This is a genomic window from Saccharopolyspora elongata (assembly GCF_004348985.1).
In the GTDB taxonomy this organism is placed as follows: Bacteria; Actinomycetota; Actinomycetes; order Mycobacteriales; family Pseudonocardiaceae; genus Saccharopolyspora; species Saccharopolyspora elongata.
In genome coordinates this window covers 52295-67423 of the sequence record NZ_SMKW01000030.1, presented here as the reverse complement: position 1 = coordinate 67423, position 15129 = coordinate 52295, and the positions used below count along the sequence as shown (strand labels likewise).

The 15129-nt window shown below is 73.7% G+C and carries 11 protein-coding genes; 6 read left to right on the top strand and 5 right to left on the bottom strand.

Annotation, left to right across the window (positions count from 1 at the left end):
* Positions 1-16: 16 nt before the first annotated feature.
* Genes E1288_RS22425 through cobC form a run of 4 tightly spaced genes read right to left on the bottom strand, consistent with a single transcriptional unit; the run spans position 17 to position 3786 of the window.
* Complete coding sequence (locus E1288_RS22425; RefSeq protein ID WP_132488112.1) at positions 17-1150, bottom strand: bifunctional RNase H/acid phosphatase; 1134 nt, start codon at positions 1148-1150, stop codon at positions 17-19.
* Entirely contained in the window at positions 1147-1878 is a 732-nt protein-coding gene (locus E1288_RS22420) for a zinc ribbon domain-containing protein (protein WP_132488110.1), read from the bottom strand. The genes E1288_RS22425 and E1288_RS22420 overlap by 4 nt, the downstream gene beginning before the upstream one ends.
* On the bottom strand, positions 1875-2729 hold the full coding sequence (locus tag E1288_RS22415) for a Nif3-like dinuclear metal center hexameric protein (RefSeq protein WP_132488196.1): 855 nt from the start codon (positions 2727-2729) through the stop codon (positions 1875-1877). Before E1288_RS22415 ends, E1288_RS22420 begins: the two co-directional genes overlap by 4 nt.
* A 7-nt stretch (positions 2730-2736) precedes the next feature.
* A complete protein-coding gene (gene cobC / locus E1288_RS22410) occupies positions 2737-3786 on the bottom strand; it encodes an Rv2231c family pyridoxal phosphate-dependent protein CobC (protein ID WP_132488108.1) in 1050 nt (349 codons plus the stop codon).
* 217 nt (positions 3787-4003) lie between these two features.
* Between cobC and E1288_RS22405 the strand changes: the two genes are divergently transcribed.
* The 3 genes from E1288_RS22405 to E1288_RS22395 all read left to right on the top strand — a co-directional run bounded on the left by E1288_RS22405 (position 4004) and on the right by E1288_RS22395 (position 6500).
* Positions 4004-4462 carry a low molecular weight protein-tyrosine-phosphatase gene (locus E1288_RS22405; protein ID WP_132488106.1) on the top strand — a complete coding sequence of 153 codons (459 nt, stop codon included), beginning with the start codon at positions 4004-4006 and terminating at the stop codon, positions 4460-4462.
* A 5-nt stretch (positions 4463-4467) separates the two neighbouring features.
* Positions 4468-5337, top strand: a complete 870-nt coding sequence (locus E1288_RS22400; RefSeq protein ID WP_132488104.1) for a fructosamine kinase family protein — start codon at positions 4468-4470, stop codon at positions 5335-5337.
* 221 nt (positions 5338-5558) lie between these two features.
* Entirely contained in the window at positions 5559-6500 is a 942-nt protein-coding gene (locus tag E1288_RS22395; RefSeq protein ID WP_132488102.1) for an SURF1 family cytochrome oxidase biogenesis protein, read from the top strand.
* A gap of 219 nt (positions 6501-6719) precedes the next feature.
* Here E1288_RS22395 and E1288_RS22390 read toward each other — a convergent pair whose 3' ends face one another.
* The gene (locus E1288_RS22390) at positions 6720-7676 is read right to left on the bottom strand and encodes a cobalamin biosynthesis protein (RefSeq protein ID WP_132488100.1); all 957 of its coding nucleotides are present in this window, start codon (positions 7674-7676) and stop codon (positions 6720-6722) included.
* 277 nt (positions 7677-7953) lie between these two features.
* Here E1288_RS22390 and E1288_RS22385 point away from each other — a divergent pair, with 277 nt between their 5' ends.
* Genes E1288_RS22385 through E1288_RS22375 form a run of 3 tightly spaced genes read left to right on the top strand, consistent with a single transcriptional unit; the run spans position 7954 to position 14920 of the window.
* Positions 7954-9606, top strand: coding sequence for a TIGR02677 family protein (locus E1288_RS22385; protein ID WP_132488098.1), 1653 nt, complete (start codon positions 7954-7956; stop codon positions 9604-9606).
* The gene (locus tag E1288_RS22380; protein WP_132488096.1) at positions 9603-10820 is read left to right on the top strand and encodes a TIGR02678 family protein; all 1218 of its coding nucleotides are present in this window, start codon (positions 9603-9605) and stop codon (positions 10818-10820) included. The genes E1288_RS22385 and E1288_RS22380 overlap by 4 nt, the downstream gene beginning before the upstream one ends.
* A 20-nt stretch (positions 10821-10840) precedes the next feature.
* Positions 10841-14920, top strand: a complete 4080-nt coding sequence (locus tag E1288_RS22375) for a TIGR02680 family protein (RefSeq protein ID WP_132488194.1) — start codon at positions 10841-10843, stop codon at positions 14918-14920.
* Positions 14921-15129 lie beyond the last annotated feature (209 nt).

Here is a 15129-nt window from a genome sequence, read left to right as displayed (position 1 = left end):
CGGCGGTCGGGAGGTCTTACGACCAGTGGGAGATGTCGTTGACCAGGCGGACCGACGCGTTGCCGTCCGGGTAGAACTCCACGATCGACAGCGACGCCAGGTCGAGGTGCAGCCGGTAGAACATCGACGGGCCGACGTCCAGCGCGAGGCGCAGCAGCGCCTTGATCGGCGTCACGTGGCTGACCACGATGATCGTCTGCCCCGCGTACCGGGCCAGGAGGTCGTCGCGCGCCGCCGTGACCCGCTCGAAGACCGCGTCGAGGCTCTCGCCGCCCGGCGGCACGATGCTCGGGTCGCCGAGCCACTTCCGGTGCAGCTGCGGGAACTGCTCGGAGGCCTCCGCGAAGCTGAGGCCCTCCCAGTCGCCGAAGTCGGTTTCCAGCAGGCCGTCGTGGAAGTGCAGTTCGCCGCCGGTCGCGTCGACCACGGCCTGCGCGGACTGCCGGGTCCTGGTCAGCGGCGAGGCGATCACCGGCGCGATGCCGTCGGGCGTGACCACGCCGTCCATCGCGGCCAGGCGCTTGCCCGCCGCGCGCACCTGCCGCTCCCCCAGCGGGGTCAGCGCGACGTCACCCCGGCCGGAGTAGCGCCGGTCCACCGACATCGGTGTCTGCCCGTGGCGCAGCAGCAGCATCTTCGTCGGCGTGCCGTCGGCGCCGAGCCATCCGGACGGCCGGATGCGCGCGGAGCTCGTGCTCGCCTCACCCGACGTCGACGTGCCGCTCGACCGCTCGGTACCGCCGGCCTGCCGGTCCATCGCCTCGTTGGCCAGCCGGTCGGCGTGCGCGTTCTGGGCGCGCGGCACCCACTGCAGGTCCACGCGGCCGAACCCGGCGATCAGCTGCCGAGCCTCGGCGGCCAGCGGCTGCAGGTTGGCGTGCTTGACCTTCCAGCGCCCTGCCAGCTGCTCGATGACCAGCTTGGAGTCCATCCGCACCTCGAGGTCGGCGGCACCGAGCTCGGCGGCGGCCCGCAGGCCCGCGATCACGCCCTGGTACTCGGCGACGTTGTTGGTCGCCACGCCCAGCCCGATGGAGCGCTCGGCGAGCACCTCGCCGGACTCGGCGTCGCGAACCACCGCGCCGCATCCGGCCGGGCCCGGGTTGCCGCGCGATCCGCCGTCGGCCTCGACGACGACCCGCGAGCTCACCGGTTCTCCCCGGTCCGCACCAGGATCGCGCCGCACTCCTCGCAGCGGACCACGTCGTCGGCCGCGGCCTCGCGCACCTCGGTCAGCGCGGAGCGGTCGAGCTCGATCCGGCACGCGCCGCACCGGGCGCCCTGCAGCAGCCCGGCCGCGACGCCGCGCTGCGCGCGGATGCGCTCGTAGAGCGCGAGGAGGTCGGCCGGCATCGCCTTGGTGATCAGGTCCCGCTCAGTCTTGCGGCGCGTCTCCGCCACCTCCAGGTCGGCGAGCGCCTCGTCGCGGCGCGACTGGATGTCCGCGAGCCGCTCCTCGGCGACGGCGACGGCCTCGCGCGACTTCGTCACGTTCGTTTCGAGGGCCTCGCGCTGCTCCATGACCTCGAGCTGCTCGTCCTCGAGGATGCCCTGGCGGCGGGCGAGCGTCTGCAGCTCGTGCTCCAGGTCTTCGAGCTGCTTGGCGGACGCCCCGGCCGCCATCAGGTCGCGGTCCCGCCGCTCCCGGGCGCGCACCTGGTCGACCTCGTTCTCCAGCCGCTTGACCTCGCGGTCCAGGTCGCTGAACGCGGTCTGGGCGACCACCAGCTCATCGCGCTTGGCGCGCACCTCGCCCTCGGCCTGGCCGATCTGCTCCAGCTCCGGCAGCGTGCGCCTGCGGTGCTCGACGCGGTTGAGTTCCGCGTCCGCCTCCGCAAGATCGAGCAGCCGTCGCTGAACGGCGGGGTCGGCTTTCACGCGAGCGCCCTCCCTGGGTCGGATGCCGCGCCGGCGTGGACGGTCCACGGGTCGGTGCGGCGGGTGGAAACGAGGACTTCGACTGTATCCGGCAGCGCGGCGGCGACGATGTCCGCGGCCTGTTGGCACCACGGCCACTCGCTCGCCCAGTGCGCCACGTCCACCAGGGCGGGCACCTCCGCACCGGGCACGTCGGCCCGGGCCAGGTGCTCGCCGGCCGGGTGGTGTCGCAGGTCGGCGGTCACGTAGGCGTCGACGCCCGCCGCGGCCGCGGTCGCCAGGTAGGAATCGCCAGCGCCGCCGCACACCGCGACGGTGCGGATCGGCCGCTCCGGGTCGCCCGCACCGCGCACGCCCCAGGCCGTGGTGGGCAGGTTCTGCGCGACGCGGTTCACGAAGTCGCGGAACGGCTCGGCCTCGGGCAGCTCGCCGATGCGCCCGAGCCCGGTCTCGGCGCCCTCCGCGTGCGGCACCAGCGGCCGGCGCACGGTCAGGCCGATCGCCGCGGCCAGCGCGTCCGACACGCCCTGCACCGCGCTGTCGGCGTTGGTGTGCGCGCAGTACAGGCCGATGCCGGAGCGGATCAGCCGGTGCACGATCCGCCCCTTGGGGTCGTCCGCGGGTACCCCGTGCACGCCACGCAGCAGCAGCGGGTGGTGCGAAACCACCAGCTGCGCGCCGAAATCCACCGCCTCGTCCACAGTGGCCTCGACCGGGTCCACGCAGAACAGCACCCGCTGCACGACCGCGTCCGGGTCGCCGCACGCCAGGCCGACCGCGTCCCAGCTCTCCGCCAGCCCGGTCGGATACGCCTCCTCCAGCGCGCCGATCACCTCTCGAAGCCGCACCACCACCGGCTCACCCCCGTCCCAAGATGTCGCGTAATGCCTTCACCAGCAAAGCGTTCTGCGCCGGGTCGCGAACCGCGACCCGCAGGTGATCGGGTCCGAGACCGGGGAACGTGTCACCCCGGCGGACCGCGATTCCGTGCTGCCGCAACGCTTCCCGCACCTCCACCCCGCCGGCCACCTGCAGCAGCAGGAACGGGGCGCGGGCGGGCAGCGCGATCCGCAGCCCCGGGATGCCGTCGAGCTCGGCGACCAGCCCGGCGCGGTGCTCCTCGAACTCGGCCGCCGCCTGCCCCGATTCGGCCAGCGCCGCCGGCTCGCAGCAGGCGATCATCGCCTCCAGCACCAGCGCGTTGACGGGCCAATGTGGACGATAGCGGGACAGCCGCCGCAGCAGCTCCGGGTCGCCCAGCGCATACCCCGCGCGCAGCCCCGGCAACCCCCACATCTTCGTCAGGCTGCGGAACACCAGCAGCCCCGGCTCCCGGCAGCCCGCGAGCGACTCCGGCTCGCCCGGCACGGTGTCGGCGAACGCCTCGTCGACGAGCACCACCCGGCCCGGCCGCAGCAGCCGCCGGATCTCCGCCGCCGGATGCAGCACCGACGTCGGGTTGGTCGGATTGCCCAGCACCACGAGATCCGCCTGCTCCGGCACCGCGGCCGCGTCCAGGCGGTAGCCGTCCGCCGGATCCAGCTGCACCCGCGCCACCTCGACACCGGCGGTGCGCAGCGCCAGCTCGGGCTCGGTGAACGAAGGGTGCACCAGCGCGGCGAGGCGGGGGCGCAGCGACGGCAGGAGCGCGAAGCCCTCCGCGGCCCCGGCCAGCGGCAGGACCTCGTCGGCGGTGCGGCCGTGGCGGGCGGCGGCAGCCGACCGAGCGGCCAGGTCGTCGGCGGCCGACGGGTAGCGGCCGAGGCGGTCCAGCGCCGCCGCGAGGCGGTGGCGGAGCCACGCCGGGGGGCGGTCGAGGCGGACGTTCACCGCGAAGTCGAGCAGGCCGTGCTCGGCGTCGACGTCGCCGTGGTGGCGCAACGAATCCCGGTCGTCCCCGCTGTTCATCCCGGGCAGTCTAACCAGGACCGCATCCGGCCCGTGAGCCGCGAAGGCAGCGGTGATCCCCTCGTGATCCGACCGTCCCACCCGAGGCGCGGCCTGCCGGATCAGGCAACGCTGCGCGAGCCACGTCCGAGGTGAACGGCCCGCTCGTCCCGGTGGCCGAGGCCACCCGCTCCCACGGCCGGAACCGGGCGGCGGGCGATCCGTACCCTCGGGAAACGTGCACATCTCCTTCATCTGTACCGGCAACATCTGCCGTTCCCCGATGGCCGCCCTGGTGTTCCGCGAGCAGCTGCGGCGGGCCGGGCTGGACGGGCAGGTCGAGGTCACCAGTGCCGGGACCGGGCCGTGGCACGTCGGCGAGCCCGCCGATCCGCGCACCGCGAAGGTGCTCGCCGACCACGGCTACCCCACCGAGCACGTCGCGGCCCAGGTCGACGACCACCACCTGGACGCCGACCTGCTCGTCGCGATGGACGCCGGACACCTGCGGGCGGTGCGCCGCCTCGTCGACGGTTCGACCGAGGTGCGGCTGCTGCGCTCCTTCGACCCGGACTCGTCCGACGCCGCCGAGGTCCCGGACCCGTACTACGGCGGGCCGAACGGGTTCGACGACGTGCTGGCGATGATCGAGGCCTCGACGCCGGGCCTGCTGGCCTGGGTCCGCGAACGGCTGTGACGGCGATGCGCGACCAAGCCCGGGCGGCGGTAGCGAAGATCACCGGGCGGATGCCGGCCGAGGTGCGCCGGCTCAGCGGCGGCGACACCGCAGCGGCGTTCGCGGTCCACCTCGAGGACGGCACGACGGTCTTCGCCAAGACCGCATCGATGCCAGGCGCCATCGCGGCCGAAGCGGCATCGCTGGCCTGGCTCGCGGAGCCAGACGTCATCGCCGTCCCCGAGGTGCACGGCCACGACGAGAACTGGCTGGTCACCGAGCACATCCCGGCGGCGGCGCCGAATGCGCTCGCCGCCGAGCGCCTCGGCCGCGAACTCGCCGCGCTGCACGCGGCCGGTGCGCCCGCCTTCGGCGCAGCGCCGCCGGGTGGCCCGGCGGACGCGTGGATCGGCCTCGCCCGGATGCGCAACGAACCGGACGAGCAGTGGCCCGCGTTCTACGCCCGGCACCGGATCGAGCCGTACCTGCGCCGCGCCGTCGACGCGGGGACGCTCAGCGCCGAGGGCAGCGCGGTGATCTCGCTGGTGTGCGCTCAGGTCGACGAACTCGCCGGGCCCGCCGAGTCGCCGACGCGGCTGCACGGCGACCTGTGGAGCGGCAATGTGCACTGGGGTGCGCAGCGGGCGTGGCTGATCGATCCGGCCGCGCACGGCGGGCACCGCGAGACCGACCTCGCCATGCTGCGCCTGTTCGGCTGCCCCCACCTGGACCGCGTCGTGGCGGCGTACCAGGAGGTCAGCCCGCTGGCCGAGGGCTGGGAGCACCGGATCGGACTGCACCAGCTGTTCCCGCTGCTGGTGCACGCGGTGCTCTTCGGCGGCAGCTACGCGGGCCAGGCCGTCGCCGCCGCCCGCTCCGCCCTCCGCGCCAGGTAGGCGGTCAGCGGCGAGATCGATCGCCGCCGCGATGACCGGCAATCGCGAGGTCCGCGCGGCGGATACCCCGTCGTACCGACGACTTCGTCACACCGACAGAACCTGGCGCCGGGCGGCACCCGGTCGTTCGCGCGTCCCGGGCAAAACGGGCGCTGACCTGCCACGATCCCGCTCCCACAACCCAAAACCGCAGGTCAGGGTGATTCGGTTACCGTGTAGGAGTGCGCCTGAAGTTCTTGCTACGACCCGGTTGGCTCGGCCTGATCGCGCTGGTCGTGGTGTTCGCGTCGCTGTGCTTCACGCTCCTCGCCCCCTGGCAGTTCAGCCGCAGCGACGAAGCGCAGACGCGCAACAACGCCATCGCCGAGTCGTTCCACGCGCCGCCGAAACCGCTCGCGGAGGTGCTGCCCGCCGGGCAGGCGCCGGACCAGCGGACCGAGTGGTCGCAGGTCGTGCTGCGCGGGCAGTACGTGCCGGAGGGCGAAACGCTGGCCTGGCAGCGCACGGTGCTCGGCGAGCCCGCGTTCGAAGTGCTGACCCCGTTCCGGCTCGACGACGGCACGACGGTGCTGGTCGACCGGGGCTTCATCCGCCCGGTCGACGGCACCCGGGCACCGGACTACGCGGCCGCGCCGACCGGCGACATCTCGGTCACCGCTCGCGTCCGGACCGACGAGCAGGACAGCAAGCAGCGCCCGCTGTTCGAGCACGACGGGCACCGCTGGGCCTACGCGGTGAACGCGGAGACCATCTCGAACGGCACCGGCCTCGCCCTGCGGCCGGGCTACGTGGTGCTCAACGAGGGCCAGCCGGGCGTGCTTGGCGCCATGCCGCTGCCGCGCCTGGAATCGGGGCCGTACTTCTCCTACGCCCTGCAGTGGATCGCCTTCGGCATCATGGCGATCATCGCCATCGGCTACCTGATGTACTCGGAACTGCGCTCCGACGCCCGCCCGCCCTGGCGGAACGCACCGGCCGAGGAGACGTCCGCCGGCGGGCCGGAGCCCAGCGCGAAGGGCGGCCGCCGCCGGAAGATGTCGGTGGCCGAGGCGATCGCCGAGGAAGAGCGCCGGGAACGCGAAGAAGAGGCCCGCCGCAAGGCCGAATCCGAGGCCCCGGCGACCCCGGCCGACGACGCGGCCCACCAGACCAACCAAGCCTGACACGAGCGCGCCGCCGAGAGCGCCCAATTTTGCCTAAAATCAGGCAGATCTCGACGCGAGAAGCGACTTCCGATTTTGCCTGAAATCGGGGACCGATCCACGCTCATCGAGCGCTTGTCCAGCGTCAGGTTCTTCCTGTTCCCGCAGGTCCGGGGCCGTGAGTCCTTTGGATCCCTATAGCAACACAAAAGACTCACGGCCCCGTGGCCAGGCGGAACGTCAGCGGTTGCGGCGGTCCCGGCGGATGCCCCGGGTCAGGGCGAACGCCGCCGTCAAGACTCCCGTGACCGTCCCGATCACCCGCGAGAGCTCGACGCTGCGCGTCACGTCGCCCGCGTCCGCCGTCCGGCCCTCCCCCAGCACCGGGCGCTGCTCCACCACGTGGCCGTACACCGTCCGGCCGCCGAGCCGGATCTGGAGGGCACCGGCGAACGCCGCCTCCACCTGCCCCGCGTTCGGGCTCGGGTGCGCCGAGGCGTCCTGCCGCCAGGTCCGCCACGCGCCGCCCGCCGAGCCGCCGACCACCGGCGCGCACGCCGAGGTCAGCACGGCCGCGAGGCGCGACGGCACCAGGTTCAGCACGTCGTCCAGGCGCGCCGACGCCCAGCCGAAGTTGCGGTAGCGCGGCGAGCGGTGGCCGACCATGGCGTCGAGCGTGTTGGCCGCGCGGTAGCCGATCAGCCCCGGCACCCCGGCGATCGCTCCCCACACCAGCGGCGCCACCACCGCGTCGGAGGTGTTCTCGGCGACCGACTCGACCGTGGCCCTGGCCAGGCCCTGCCCGTCCAGCACCGCCGAGTCCCGCCCGCACAGGTTGCGCAGCCGCTCCCGGGCCGCGTCGATCTCGCCCGCGTCGAGCATCCGGGCCATCGCGGTGCCCTCATCGGCCAGCGACGAGCCACCGAGCACCACCCAGGTGGCCAGCCCGGTGACGGCGGCCTCCAGCACGGGGCTGCGCCGGGACAGCCGCTGCGCCAGGACCCCGACGCCGACCGTGCCGCCGACCAGCAGGCCGGTGTAGGCGATGCCGGCCAGCCGCTGGTCCCGGTGCAGCGCCCGCTCGGCGGACTGGGCGGCCTTGCCGAATAGCGCGACCGGATGCCCGCGCTTCGGGTCGCCGATCGCCGCGTCCGCGGCCACTCCGAGTAGCAGTCCGACCGCACGTCCCGCGCTCACCGGTGCCGTTCCTCCAAATCGATCCGATGCCCACCAACAAGCCCGGAAACCCGGCGTTCGCGCTGGTGATCGGCCGTGAGCGCGGCTGGTCGCCAGGACGGCCAAAGGCGCTCACGAGCCCCCGCGCACCGCGGGTTCCCGGCATTGCGAGTGGCCCGGTCACGGGCACCCCCGACCTCGCAAAGCTCCCCGGAACGCTACCGCTGGGGCTGGTGGGGCCGGTCACCGCATGCCAGGTGACCAGCCGTGTCGGCCGGACGGGATATCGTGGCGGACCGTGACGGCCCCGGACCACGAAGCCGATGTGCTGCGCGCGGGCGTCGCGGGAACCACCGCGACGGACGCGCCGGCCACGCAGGCTCCCGAGCAGACCCGCGACGGCGGGCAGCGCCTGCAGCTCTTCGCCTACCTGCAGGCGCCCGAGCACCGCACCTACCTGGCAATCATGCGGCTGTTCACCTCGACGCTGCTGGCCGACCTGTCCGCCGGCGAGGTGGGCGCGGCGCTGGCCGCCGCCGAGCGGGAGGGCCGGGTGGCCGCCGGTGAGTCCGATGTGGACACCGTGATCGACCGGCTCAAGCAGCTGGTCAAGTGGGGCAACCTGGTGGTGGGCCGCCGCGAGACGATCGCGTCGAGCATCGCCGAGTTCCAGCACGGCAGCGTGCGCTACCAGGTCAGCAAGCTCGCGGTCCGGGTGCAGCGGGACGTCGACGCGCTGCTGCGGGTTCCCGAGGGCGCCCGCGAGGTCTCGCGCGAGCTGCTGCCCGCCATCGACCGCGGCCTGTCCGGGATCGGCGAGGCGCTTTCCGCGGCCCTGACCGCCGAGAGCCGCGATCCGCGGGCCAAACCCGCGCGGCAGGCACGGGAACGGCTCGCCGAGCAGGTCACCACGGTGTTCCTGCAGCACGCCGAGCTCGCCGCCACGGTGCGCGACTTCTACGCCTACCTCGGTCAGGTCGTCACCCGCCACCAGTTGGCGCCCGACGAGATCTCCGGGTTTCGGAACCTGCTGGTCGAGTACATCCAGATGGTCGTCGAGGACGTGCTGCGGCACACCGGGACGATCGCGGGTTCGCTGGCCGGCCTGGTCGGCGTCCGCGGCGAGCTGCTCCGGCTGCTGGGCCCGGCCGACCAGCTGGGCATCGACGTGGAGCGGGCGCGGGGCCGCACCGCCGCGGACTGGCAGGAGCTGACCGACTGGTTCGTCGACTCGCCGGGCCGGCCGAGCCAGGTCGCGGCGCTGCGCGAGGCCACCGCCCGCGCGATCGGCTCGCTGCTGGCCAGCGTCAAGCGCGCCACCTCCGGCGGCGGGCTGGTGCCGGGGCGGCGCGGCGAGCTGCTGAAGCTGGCGAAGTGGTTCGACGGTGCCGACGAAACCACCGCCCACCAGGTGTATTCGGCCGCGTTCGGCCTGCACTCGGCGCGGCACCTGCTGCCCGCGCCGGACTACGACAGCGACAACGACAAGGTGTCGTGGCGCGACGGCCCGGTGCTCGACGTGACGGTGAGCGTGCGCAGCCGCGGAGATCGCGGGGCGCGCGGCCGGACCTCGCGGGTGCTCGACGACCCGATGACCGAGGAAACCCTGCTGGCGCAGGCCCGGCAGGCCGACGAGCGGCGCTCCGCCGCGGTCGCCGAGCTCGCCGCGGCGAGCTCTCGGCTGGACGAACAGCGGCTGTCGGCCGATGCTCTCGGCGTGCTGTGCGAACTGCTGACGCTGGCGATGGCGCAGCGCGACGGCTCCGACGACGCGGGCACGGCGCTCGACCCGGTGCACCGGCTGCGCGTCACGGTCCGCCCCGAAACGGGCCAGGAGACTCGGATCTCCAGCGCCGCAGGCACTTTGACGCTCCGGGACACGGTGCTCGAAGTCTCCGGCGACGGCGCCATCCCGGACACCTCGGAGCCACTGCCCGGAGCCGCCCGATGATCAAGACCTTCGACGAACTCCCGGACATCGACGCGGCGAACGCGGTCCGCTGCGCGCGCGTGCTGCTGCGCCGACCGCTGCTGCGCCCCGGTGGACCGGACGGCGACCTGCTGCCGATGATCTACCGGCAGCGCGTGGTGCTCCAAGAGATCTTCTCGTCGCTGCTGGGTTATCGCCTGGTGGTGGAGCGGCGCTTCGCGCGGCTGTACAAGTCCGGGCCGGGTGTGGACGCGACCCGCGGAGAGGCCTCGTTGTCGCCGCGCGGCTACGCGTACGTGGCGCTGACGCTGGCGGCGCTGACCGGCATCGGTCGGCAGGTGCTGCTGTCGCGCCTGGTCAGCGATGTCCGCGCGGCCGCGGCCGAGGCCGAGATCCAGGTGGTCGACGACCCGGCGGACCGGCGCGCCCTCACCGCGGCGCTGCGGCACCTGGTGGCGCTCGGCGTGATCACCGAAACCGAGGGCTCGGTGGCCGCGGAGGCCACCGCCGAGGCGCTGATCACCATCGACACCGACCTGCTCGGCCAGCTCATCTCCGGGCCGCTCGCCGAGGCGGAAAGTCCCGGGCGACTGGTCGAGCTGGCCTCCACCGCCGGGCCCCGGAACCTGGAGCACGCGGTGCGGCGCCGGCTGGTCGAGGACCCGGTCGTGCTCTACTCCGACCTGCCGACCGAGCACTCCGCCTGGCTTCGCGAGCACGCGACCGGCGAATCCCGCCTGCTGGAGCGGTTCTTCGGCCTGGTCAGCGAGTGCCGCGCGGAGGGCGTGGTGGTCTGCGACCCGGAGGACTACCTCACCGACCTGGTCTTCCCCGGCCCCGGCACGGTCGCGCGCATCGCGCTGCTGGCGCTGCCGGACCTGCTGGGCCGCGCGGAGCCGGACGCGACCGGCAAGCACCCGGTGACCTGGCAGGACTTCGTCGACGTCTGCCAGGAACTGGTCGACTCCTACCCGGCCGCCTGGTCCCGGCAGGCCACCGAGGACCACCAGGCGCTGGTGCACTCGGTGGTCGCGCTGCTGCGCCGGCTCGGCCTGCTGCAGGAGCTCGACGGCCGATGGCTGCTCAGCCCGGCGGCGCACCGCTGGCTGCCGCAGCCGGACGCCACCCCGGCCCCGGGCCGGGAGCCGGAACCGGCGGCCCCGGAGCCACCGGGCTGGTCGCTGTTCGACGAGATGACGGTGTTCGACGAGATGCAAGGGGACGGTCAACGGTGAGCGCGGACAGCACGGAATCGGTGCCCACTGCCAACCGCTGGCGGCTGCACCGCGGCGGGATCGTCAACATCTGGCAGTACGCCGAGACGACCTTCGACCTGGGCGGCGGCCGGGCGATCTTCCAGGGCACCAACGGCTCCGGCAAGTCCCGCACCCTGGAGCTGCTGCTGCCGCTGTGCCTGGACGGCGACCTCCGCCAGCTGGGTTCGAAGGGCTTCGACACGGTCAGCATCCGGCGCCTGATGCTCGACGAGTACCCGGGCGGGCCGAACCGGATCGGCTACGCCTGGATCGAGCTGCGCCGCGAAACTCCGGGCGGGGGCGAGGAGTTCCTCACCTGCGGCATCGGCGTGAAGGCGTCGAAGACCTCGCAGTCGATAAGCGACTCGTGGCGGTTCATCACCAGCCGCCGGGTCGGCATCAACCTCTACCTGGTCGGCGCGGACCGGGTGCCGCTGGGTTCGGCGCAGCTGCGCGAACTGCTCGGCGCCGACTGCGTCCTCGACGACCAGGCGTTCCGCGCGAAGGTCGCCGCCTCGGTCTACGGCGTGCCCGCCGCGCGCTACGGCGACCTGCTGCACCTGCAGCGCACGCTGCGCAACCCCGACGTCGGCCTGAAGGTCCTGGAGGGGCAGCTGGAGCAGATCCTGTCGGACGCGCTGCCGCCGCTGGACCCGGGCCTGATCGAGCGGCTGGCGACGTCGTTCGACGACCTGGAGTCGATCCGGGAGAACATCGTCCGGCTGACCGGCGCGGACAAGGCGCTGACCGCGTTCTTGTCCACCTATTCCGGCTACGCCTTCGGCGCCCTGCGCGACCGCGCCGACGCGATGCGCACCGCGCAGGACAGGCTGCGTGCGCTGCGCAAGGAGCTGACCGCCCTGGAGAAGCAGGTGTCGGGCAAGCAGCAGGACAGGGAGGGCGCGCAGGAGACGATCGCCGAACTCGAACGGCGCGAGGCAGAGCTGGAATCCAGCATCGACGCGTTGCGCTCCCACCCGGCGTATTCCGAGCTGCAGAACCTGCGCGACCGCGAGCGGCTGGTGGAAAGCGCCCGCGCCGCAGCGGTTTCCGCGCTCGACACGGCGAGCAAGCACCGCGCGCAGGAGCACCACTCGGCGGAGTCGGTGGTCGGCATGCTGCGCCGGTTGACCGGCGATTCGGAGGCGGCCGGGCAGGCCGCGGCCCGCGCCGCGCAGCAGCTTTCGACGGCGGGACTGGACGGGGTGCTGGTGCCGCGGCCACCGGCCATTCCGGCGGCCGAGGTGCGGTCCGAGCAGGCGCGGGTGCGCACCTCGCCGGAGCCCGACGCCGAGCCGCTGCCCGTCGACCGCTACGCCGCGCCGCAGCTGGACACCGATGCGCTGGCCGCGGAATTCCGCGCCGCCATGGGAACTTCCGAGGAAGTCTCGGCGGTCGCCCGGCAGCGTTCGGCGCTGACGCTCGCGCTGCACCAGCAGGCCCAGGAGCTGGACGGGGAGCAGGACAAGGTCGTCGAGCTCCAGCGGCAGGCGCGGCAGGCGCAGCTGACCTCGACGGAGGCGGTCGGCCGGCGCAACCAGGCGCAGCAGGAACTCACCGACGCCGCGGCGGTGTGGGTGGAGCGTGCCCAGAAGTGGGCCGTCGCCTGGCCATCCACAGTGGACGACCAGCTGCCGGAGCCGCCGTCGGCGGAGGACCTCGTCGCGGACCGGTCGGCGACGCGGCAAGCCCGCGAGCAGGCGCGCCGCTGGGCCAAGCCGCAGCTGCACGAGGCCCGCCGCCAGGTGGCCGAGGCGGAGCAGGAGATCACCGAGCTCCACGCGGAATCCCGGTCCCGCGAACAGGAACTCGCCGAGCTCCGCGCCGGGCACGAGCAGACGCCGAACCGCCCCGCCTGGGCCGACGCCGAACGCAACACCGCCCGGGGCCGGGCCTTCTACGAACTCGTGGACTTCCAGCCGTCGCTGGACGAATCCGACCGGGCCGGGCTGGAGGCGGCGCTGCAGTCCAGCGGGCTGCTCAACGCCTGGGTCACCGCCGAAGGCGAGGTCCCCGGCCTCGCCGACCTGCTCGCCGCCCCGGCCGAGCCCGGCTCCGGCGGCACGCTGGCCGAGCTGCTGTCGCCCGCCGCCGAGGCAGACTGCCCGGTGCTTCCGGAGCGGGTCGCGGCCCTGCTGGCCTCGGTGTTGATCGACGGCGGCGCCGGGCTTTCGGTGTCGGTCACCGGTGCCTGGCGCGCGGGGGTGCTGTCCGGCTCGTGGCGCAAGGAAGCCGCGGAGTACGTCGGCGCGGGCGCCCGCGAAGCGGCCCGGGCCCGGCGCATCGCGGAACTGGAGGAAGATCTCGCACGGCTGCGCGCGGAGACCGGCGAAGCCGAGCGGCGGCACCGCGAGGCGAGCGAGGACACCGCGGAGCTGGAGCAGCACCTCGAGTCCTACCCGGACGACAGCGATCTGCTGACCGCGCACGCCAAGCTGACCACGGCGATCGAGTCCGCAGAGGACGCCGAACAGAAGGCCGTGCAGCTGCGCGAGCAGCACGAGAGCGCCGATCAGCGCTGGCAAGCGGCGCAAGCCGAGCTGGTGCGGTCGGCAGGCGAAGCCGACCTGCCCGCCGACACGCAGGCGCTCGACGCCGCCCACCGCGCCGCCCTCGACGCCCGCGCGGGCATCGACGCGCTCCGCGAGGCGATCGAGTCGCGCTGCCTGCCGACGCTCACCGACCTGCGTGACCTCTCGCTGCACCACGACGCGGCGGTGGCCGACCGGATGGAGGCCGAGTCGCAGGCCGAGCAGCGCTGCGCCGAGTACGCGGAGCAGGCCACCGGCCTCGCGGAACTCACCTCCGCCGTCGGAGGCGAGGCGCAGCAGATCGCCGACAAGGTCGGTGCGTTCGAGCGGGAGCGGGCCGAGCTGCGCACGCAGCTGCCGCAGGCGCGGGAGAAGATCAGCTCGCTGCGGGAGTCCTCGGCGCGGTTGGAGACCCAGCTGGAGCACAAGCAGTCCCAGCTCGCGGGCCGCGAGCAGGACGCGTCGGCGGCGACCGAAGCCTTCCAGCAGGCGCTGCGGATCCCGGGCCTGTGGTCGGCCGCGGACGTCGGCGAGACTGCGCCGGGCGACCCGGCCGATGCGGCGCGGGTGCTCGCCGAGGCGGACCGCCGGGGCTCGTCGGAGGCCACGGTGCTCAACCGGCTGCAAACCCTGCAGCACTCGCTGAGCGGCAACTACGACATCACGGCGGCCGACCAGCACGGCCTGCTCACCGTGACCGTCACCGGCGAGGAGGGCCCGCAGCCGGTGGCCGACGCCGCGCGGCGGGTCGGCGAACGGCTCGCCGAACAGCGCGGCTACCTCAACGAGCGCTACCAGTCGATCTTCGCCGACTACCTGATCCGCGACCTCGCGGAGCGGCTGCGCGGCCAGGTCGGCATCGCCGAAGACCTGTGCAAGCGGATGAACGAGGTGCTCGACGGCGCCCGCTCCAGCCAGGGCGTGCACGTCCAGCTGGAATGGCAGCCGTCGGCGGCGCTCGGCGACGACATCAAGCAGGCCATCGACCTGGTCCGCACCCCGTTCGCCAGCCGCAGCGACGACCAGGACGCGCTGCTGCGCCGGGTGTTCACCGACCTCATCGAGTCCGAGCGGGACAGCACTTCGGGCGGCTACGCCGAAATCCTGGCGCGGGCGCTGGACTACCGGTCGTGGTTCGCGTTCACGGTGCGGGTCCGCGACATCGGCCCGGACGGCAAGCCGCGCGTCCGGCGGCTGCGACAGCTGTCCTCCGGCGAGACGCGGCTGATCTCCTACGTGACGCTGTTCGCCGCGGCGGCGGCGTTCTACGACGCGGTCAGCGTGTCCTCGGACGGGCGCGGGCCGCTGCGGCTGGTGCTGCTGGACGAGGCGTTCGAGCGGCTGGACGACCCGACGATCGCGCGGATGCTCGGGCTGCTGGTGGACCTGGACATGGACTGGCTGATCACCTGGCCGAGCGGCTGGGGCGTGTCCCCGAAGATCCCGAAGATGCACATCTACGACGTGCTGCGCCCCCGGAGCGGCCACGGCATCGCCTGCACCCACACCACCTGGGACGGCGCCGCCCTCGACCGCACCGACGGATGATCTTCGCGCGGCGGGGCGCGGCTCCGGGCCGTTGATGCGGCGGCACCTTCCGGGGGGTTCCGGCAAGGCCACCTGTGCAATGGAGCAGGGTGAGCACGGACGTCGGCACCCGGCGTGGGCGCATGTTCTCGCGAAATGCGCCCATGCCGGGTGACTGTGGACCTCGCCGGAGCGCTGGCCTCGGGGTCCGGCGACGGTGGGGTTGTCAG

Coding starts and splice junctions, on each gene's coding strand:
- E1288_RS22380 (WP_132488096.1), top strand. CDS start 9,603: ATGATCAAGACCTTCGACGAACTCCCGGACATCGACGCGGCGAACGCG.
- E1288_RS22400 (WP_132488104.1), top strand. CDS start 4,468: ATGCGCGACCAAGCCCGGGCGGCGGTAGCGAAGATCACCGGGCGGATG.
- cobC (WP_132488108.1), bottom strand. CDS start 3,786: ATGAACAGCGGGGACGACCGGGATTCGTTGCGCCACCACGGCGACGTC.